The organism is Cellulomonas sp. P4_B5_2 (assembly GCF_056402235.1).
Window position 1 is genome coordinate 1 of the sequence record NZ_JBFUHU010000223.1, and the last position, 6,263, is coordinate 6,263.

Genomic DNA, 6,263 nt, shown 5'->3' on the forward strand with positions numbered 1-6,263 from the left:
GTCCGGTGCTGGTGCAGGACGGTGGCCGGCTGGTGGGTGTGCCGATGCAGGACCGGACGGTGGCGCTCACGTTCGACGACGGTCCCGACGAGCGGTGGACTCCGCAGGTCCTCGAGATCCTGGCCAGGGAGAACGTCCCGGCGACCTTCTTCGTCGTGGGTGCCCGGGCCGTCGAGGACCCGGCACTCGTGCGTGAGGTGCTGGCAGACGGGCACGAGATCGGGGAGCACACGTGGTCGCACGCCGACCTGTCGGCCGTCCCGGGCTGGCGCCGGAACCTGGAGCTCTCGCTCGGCCAGCTCGGCCTGGCCGGCAGCACGGGTCTGAGCACGTCGCTGCTGCGTCCGCCGTACTCGTCGTCGCCCGGCACGCTCGACGCCGCCGAGCTCTCGGCCGTGAAGAGCGCCACCGACGCGGGCTACCTGGTGGTGCTCGCCGACCGGGACACCAAGGACTGGAGCAGCCCGGGCGTCGAGCAGATCGTCGCGAACGGCCGGCCGGCCGGCACCGACGGGCACATCGTCCTGCTGCACGACGGCGGCGGTGACCGGTCGGAGACGATCGCGGCGCTGCCCGAGCTGATCGAGAGTTATCGGGCCGCCGGCTACCGCTTCACCACGGTGTCCGAGGGCATCGGTCTGACGGGTGGCGCGTCCCGGCCCGCCGAGGCCGTCCCCGCGTTCCAGGGGCACGTCCTGGGGTTCGCCGTCCGGGCGTCGTCGTGGCTGGTCACCGCCGTGAGCTGGGCGGTGCTCGGGTTCGGCATGCTCTCGCTCCTGCGGACGTTCCTCGTCGTCGCGCTGGCCCCGCACCACGTCCGGGTGTCCGCGCGGCGGGTGGCCGGCGAGCCGTGGCTGCCCCCCGTGAGCGTGCTGGTGCCCGCGTACAACGAGGCGGTCGGCATCGAGCGCGCGGTCCGGTCCCTCGTCGCCGGCGACTACCCGGACCTCGAGGTGGTCGTCATCGACGACGGGTCCACCGACGGCACCGCCGACGTGGTCGAGCGCCTCGGGCTGCCGGGGGTGCGGCTCGTGCGCCAGGCCAACGGGGGCAAGGCCGCCGCGCTGCGCACCGGGACCCGGGTGGCGTCGCACGACGTGCTGGTGATGCTCGACGGAGACACGGTGTTCGAGCCGGACACCATCCGGCTGCTGATCCAGCCCCTGCGCGACCCGGCGGTCGGCGCCGTGAGCGGCAACACCAAGGTCGGCAACCGCCGCGGCCTGCTCGGCCGCTGGCAGCACCTGGAGTACGTCAGCGGGTTCAACCTGGACCGTCGCCTGCAGGACCTGTGGGGGTGCATCACCACCGTGCCGGGCGCGGCGGGTGCGTTCCGCCGGCAGGCGGTCGAGGCGGCAGGCGGCCTGAGCTCCGAGACGCTCGCCGAGGACACCGACATCACGATGGGGGTGCTGCGCGCGGGCTACCGGGTGGTGCACGAGGAGCGGGCTCGCGCGTGGACGGAGGCGCCGAGCAGCGTGAACGACCTCTGGCGCCAGCGGTACCGCTGGAGCTACGGCACGATGCAGTGCCTCTGGAAGCATCGCCACGCGGTCCTCGACCGGGGAGGCAGCGGGCGCCGGCTCGGGCTGATCGGCATCCCGTACATGCTCCTGTTCCAGGTGCTGCTGCCGTTGCTGGCGCCGGCCATCGACCTGTTCGCGCTCTACGGCCTGTTCACGGGCAACGCGCAGTCGGTGCTCACGATCTGGCTCGCGTTCGCGCTGCTCCAGACGGCGGTGACCGCGTACGCCCTGCACCTGGACGGCGAGAGCCTCCGGCCGCTGTGGAGCCTGCCGCTGCAGCAGGTGTTCTACCGGCAGCTCATCTACCTGGTGGTCATCCAGTCCATCGCCAGCGCGGTCGCCGGTGCGCGGCTGCCGTGGCACAAGCTGCGCCGGTCCGGGGACGTCGTCGTCCCTGCCTGACGGCGCGATGCCTTGTATCTTGCGAGCACCTGCTCGGTGAGACGCTCGGTGAGATCGAAGGAGCACGCGCCCATGGCATCGCCCCAGGGCCTCGCGCCCTCGACCCGCACGCTCCTGTTCCTCTCGGCCGCCGTCGTGGTGCTCGCCGGGATGCACGCGGCGCGCGAGGTGCTCGCGCCGCTGTTCCTCGCCGCGGTGCTCGTGATCATCGTGCACCCGCTCCGGCACCCCCTGGAGCGCCGCGGATGGCCCCGACCGGCCGCGACGACCGTGGTGATCCTCGTCGTCTACCTGATCCTGCTCGCCCTGATCGCGATGCTGACGTTCGCCGGCATCCAGTTCGGCGGGCTGGTCCAGGACTATCTGAACGAGCTGCAGTCGTCGATCTCCGAGATCACCGCCTGGCTCGCGTCCCTCGGGGTGGACCAGAGCTCGATCGACTCGATCCGGGACGCCCTGCAGCCGTCGCAGCTGGTGGGCGTCGCCGCGTCCCTCGGCGGTGCCGTCATGGGCATCCTCACCACGCTCTTCGTCGTCGTCACCTACGTCATCTTCATCTCGGTCGACGCCGCGCGGTACGACGGGGCCGACGACCACTTCGGGGCGACGCAGGGCAACGTGCTCGGACGCGCCACGACCTTCAACATCGGCGTCCGGCGCTACTTCGTCGTCAGCGCCTCGTTCGGTGCCGTCGTCGCGATCATCGACGGGCTCGCCCTGTGGGCGCTCGGCGTCCCCGCCCCCGCGGTGTGGGCGATCCTCGCCTTCGTCACCAACTTCATCCCGAACATCGGGTTCGTCATCGGTGTCATCCCGCCGACGCTGCTCGCCCTGGTCGTGGGCGGCTGGCCGTTGGCGCTCGCGGTGATCGCCGTCTACAGCGTGGTCAACGTGGTGCTGCAGGTGCTGGTGCAGCCGAAGTTCGTCTCGGACGCCGTGAACATCACGCTCACGCTCAGCTTCGTGTCGGTGATCTTCTGGACCTTCGTCATCGGGCCGCTCGGTGCGATCCTCGCGGTGCCGCTGACCCTGCTGACGCGCGCGGTGCTGCTGCAGGGCGGGCCCGCGACCGTCTGGTACTCGTGGTTGTCGGGGGAGGACCTGCCGAAGGCGAAGGAGCTGCCACCGGCTCCCGCACCGGACGCCGAGGCCGACGTCGACGAGCCGGCTGCGAGCTGACTACTCGTCGCCCTCTATCCGCGCCGGGAACGCGCGTCGCGCCACCGCGATCACCACCAGGCTGACCGCCACGAGGCCCGCGCCGGCGTAGGGCAGCGCGCCGAGGCCAGGGCCGACGAGRACCAGCGCCCCGAGCGCCGCACCGCCGCCGATGCCGATGTTCGCGGTCGAGTTCACGAGGGCGCCGATCACGTCGGGCGAGCCGCCGCGCGTGCGGATGGCGGCGGCCTGGAACACGGACGCCATCGCGCCGAACGCGCCGGACCACACGGCGGCCGCGACGAGCACCCCGACGCGCGAGGGGAACACGACCCCGAGAACCAGCAGCGCGAGCGCCATGACCGCGTGCACCACCAGGGTCCCGCGCCGGGGGTTCCGGTCGAGGGACAGCGCGGCGTACGCGGTGCCGACCAACCCCACGGCACCGAGCCCGAGCAGAACCGGCCCGACGGCGGTCTCGCTCAGCCCGGTCGCCAGCAGGATCACCGACACGTAGGTGTAGACGGTGTACTGCGCGAGGTACGTGAGGGTGTTCGCCGCCGACACCGTCCCGAGCCGGGTCCGCCGGTCGGTCCGGGTGTGAGCGGGGTGCGGGGCGTCGTCGTCGGCGGAGACGGGCGGCAGGAGCAGGGCCACGAGCAGGGTCGCCAACGCGCACACGCCGGCGAGCACGAGGAACCCGTTGCGCCAGCCGACGGCGGTGCCCAGCGCGGTGGATAGCGGGACGCCGAGCACGAGCCCGGCGGACGCCCCCGCGGTGACCAGGGCGAGCGCCCGACCGGTGACCTGCGGCAGGACGAGCCGGGACGCGTACCCGATGCTCAGCGAGAAGAACAGGGCGTGCGCGATCCCGCCGACCGCGCGACCGGCCGCCACCAGCCCGAACGACGGCGCGATCCCGACCAGCGCGTTGCTCACGGTGTAGGCGACGAGCGTGCACAGGAGCAGCCCCTTGCGCGGCAGTCGGCGGGTGCCGAGGGTCAGCGGGATCGCCAGCACCGCCACCATGAACGCGTACACGGTGACCAGCAGCCCGGCAATGGATTCGGTGACGTCGAGGTCGGAGCTGATCTGGGGGAGCAGCCCGACGGGCACGAGCTCGGTGGTGATCGCGACGAAGGTCGCCAGCGTGAGCGCGCCGAGCCCGCCGGTCGCCTCGCCGACCGACCCAGGGCGCCACGTGCTCTGCTCGGTCCCGGTCACCGGCGCATGCTCGCACGGGCCCCCGACAGGATCACAGCGTCCGCTGCCACTCCGCGTCGACGCTCGCCTGCCGGAACCCGAGTGCCACGTTGATGGCGAGCATGTGCGCGTTCTCCTGCGCGTTCCAGGTGTGGATGCGCTCGGCGGCGGGCCGGACGCCGGGGAGCGCGTCGAGCACGGCGATCTTCGCCAGCATCCCGAGGCCGTTCCCGCGGTGCTCGCGCAGCACCAGGGTGTCGCCCTGGAACACCACGGCGGGCTTGTCCAGGGGGAACTCGACCATCGAGAACGCGGCGAGCGTCCGGGTGGGCACGTGCTCGACGACGGCCACGAGGAACCCCTGCCCGCGCGAGCGGATGTCGGCGGCGTTCGCGACGACGCGGGCGGCGTCCCACGGGTCCTCGGCCAGGTCGAGGCCGGCGGACGGGGCGTCGGTGCTCATCCGGGTCTTCAGCACGGCCAGCTCGTCGAGCCACTCGGCGGCGTACGCGTCCCGCATCGTGTGGACGCGGTAGTCGGGTCCAGGATCGCGCCGCAGCGGGCCCAGCACCGACTCGGGGACGGGGAGGTCCAGCACGGAGTGCCGGACCACCTGTTCGAGCGTGAACCCGCGGGCGAGCGCGAACAGGGTGGAGTCGTCGTGCCGGGGGATGCGCCCGCTTCCCGTGGGGGACTCGAGGGCGTCCGGCCCGGGCGGCGGCTCGGGGGCGAAGCTGGAGTCGGAGATGAGGACCCGGCGGTCGGCCTCGCGGGCGATCTCGACCGCGGCGTCCCAGAGCGCCGAGCCGACGCCGCGTCGGCGCCAGTCCGGGTGCASGGCGACGTAGACGAACGCGAGGTGCGTGTTGCCCAGCGTGGGCAGCCGGACCAGCGCCCGACCGACRACCGAGCCGGGTTCGCGTGAGCCGGCCGGCACGGCGACGAGCCGGTGGGTCCTGCGGTGCGGCTCGGACAGGCTCGCGCGCGTGGTGGGCACGTCGAGCGCGAAGTCCGTCGACCCGTGGATGGCCAGGTCGACGGCGTCGCTGACCAGGACCGTCCCCTCGACGGTCCAGGCGTCGGGGTGGGCGGGGTCCGCGGGGACGTGCACCAGGTCGACCATCCGGCCAGCCTCGTGCCCGTCCCCCGCGTGCGGCAACGTCAATCCGTCACCGGCGCACCAGGAACGCCTCGATGCGGTCGAGCGCTCCCACCCAGACCTGCTGCGAGAAGAAGTCGCGCACCTCGACGGCCGGGAAGCCGCTCTGCACGATCGTCATGAGCGTGCCGCCGTCGACCGCCTCGAACGTGATGTCGACGCGCGTGGTCATGGACGAGCCGTCCGGGCCGCCGCCGGTCGACTCGGTGACCAGCCGGTGCGGGCGGTCGATGACGAGGTACGTCTGGGTCTCGTGGAAGAGGTTGTCGCGGTCCGGTCCCCACACGGCGTTCTGCTGGCCGCCGACGCGGAGGTCGACCGTGATCTCCACGATGCCCGGCGTCTCGTCCAGGATCGAGAACCAGATCTTCTGCTTCTCCGCGTCGGTGTAGGCGTCGAACACCTGCTCCGGGGTGGCCGGCAGGACGCGGGTCATGCGCATCTCGAGGGTGTCGGTGGTGGTCATGAGTCGGTGCCTTTCTGCAGGGTGAAGTAGGCCTCGAGACCGTCGAGCCGACGCTCCCAGAGCCGCTGGTAGAACGAGATCCACGCCATGGCGTCGTCCAGTCGCTCCTCGCCGAGCCTGCACTGCCGGGACCGGCCGACCTTCTCGGTGCGGACGAGGCCGGCGTCCTCGAGGACCCGCACGTGCTTGGTCATCCCCGTGAGGGTCATGCCGTGCGGTTCGGCGAGCTCCCCGATGCTGGCGGGGCCCTCTCCGAGTCGCGTGAGGATGTCGCGTCGGGTCGAGTCGGCGAGCGCCGAGTAGATCCGGTCGAGGGTGTCATGCTGAACCATGTGGTTCACCATACGAC

The 6,263-nt window shown here is 72.3% G+C and carries 6 protein-coding genes; 2 read left to right on the forward strand and 4 right to left on the reverse strand.

Annotated elements, in window-relative coordinates:
* On the forward strand, positions 1-1,928 hold a 1,928-nt coding region (locus AC1DUQ_RS15490), incomplete at its 5' end, for a bifunctional polysaccharide deacetylase/glycosyltransferase family 2 protein (RefSeq protein WP_477074090.1).
* 72 nt (positions 1,929-2,000) lie between these two features.
* Entirely contained in the window at positions 2,001-3,107 is a 1,107-nt protein-coding gene (locus AC1DUQ_RS15495) for an AI-2E family transporter (RefSeq protein WP_477059461.1), read from the forward strand.
* Here the strand turns inward: AC1DUQ_RS15495 and AC1DUQ_RS15500 are convergent, their stop codons facing one another.
* Genes AC1DUQ_RS15500 through AC1DUQ_RS15515 form a run of 4 tightly spaced genes read right to left on the reverse strand, consistent with a single transcriptional unit; the run spans position 3,108 to position 6,246 of the window.
* On the reverse strand, positions 3,108-4,310 hold the full coding sequence (locus AC1DUQ_RS15500; RefSeq protein WP_477059460.1) for an MFS transporter: 1,203 nt from the start codon (positions 4,308-4,310) through the stop codon (positions 3,108-3,110). It lies immediately after the preceding gene.
* A gap of 31 nt (positions 4,311-4,341) precedes the next feature.
* Positions 4,342-5,412 carry a GNAT family N-acetyltransferase gene (locus AC1DUQ_RS15505; RefSeq protein WP_477074091.1) on the reverse strand — a complete coding sequence of 357 codons (1,071 nt, stop codon included), beginning with the start codon at positions 5,410-5,412 and terminating at the stop codon, positions 4,342-4,344.
* Positions 5,413-5,458: 46 nt separating this feature from the next.
* Entirely contained in the window at positions 5,459-5,914 is a 456-nt protein-coding gene (locus tag AC1DUQ_RS15510) for an SRPBCC family protein (RefSeq protein ID WP_477059458.1), read from the reverse strand.
* Positions 5,911-6,246 carry an ArsR/SmtB family transcription factor gene (locus tag AC1DUQ_RS15515; RefSeq protein ID WP_477059457.1) on the reverse strand — a complete coding sequence of 112 codons (336 nt, stop codon included), beginning with the start codon at positions 6,244-6,246 and terminating at the stop codon, positions 5,911-5,913. The genes AC1DUQ_RS15510 and AC1DUQ_RS15515 overlap by 4 nt, the downstream gene beginning before the upstream one ends.
* Positions 6,247-6,263: the final 17 nt, after the last annotated feature.

What these genes read in the sequence shown, in the direction of transcription:
- AC1DUQ_RS15515 (WP_477059457.1), bottom strand. Translation starts at nt 6,246, where the DNA reads ATGGTTCAGCATGACACCCTCGACCGGATCTACTCGGCGCTCGCCGAC.
- AC1DUQ_RS15510 (WP_477059458.1), bottom strand. Translation starts at nt 5,914, where the DNA reads ATGACCACCACCGACACCCTCGAGATGCGCATGACCCGCGTCCTGCCG.
- AC1DUQ_RS15495 (WP_477059461.1), top strand. Translation starts at nt 2,001, where the DNA reads ATGGCATCGCCCCAGGGCCTCGCGCCCTCGACCCGCACGCTCCTGTTC.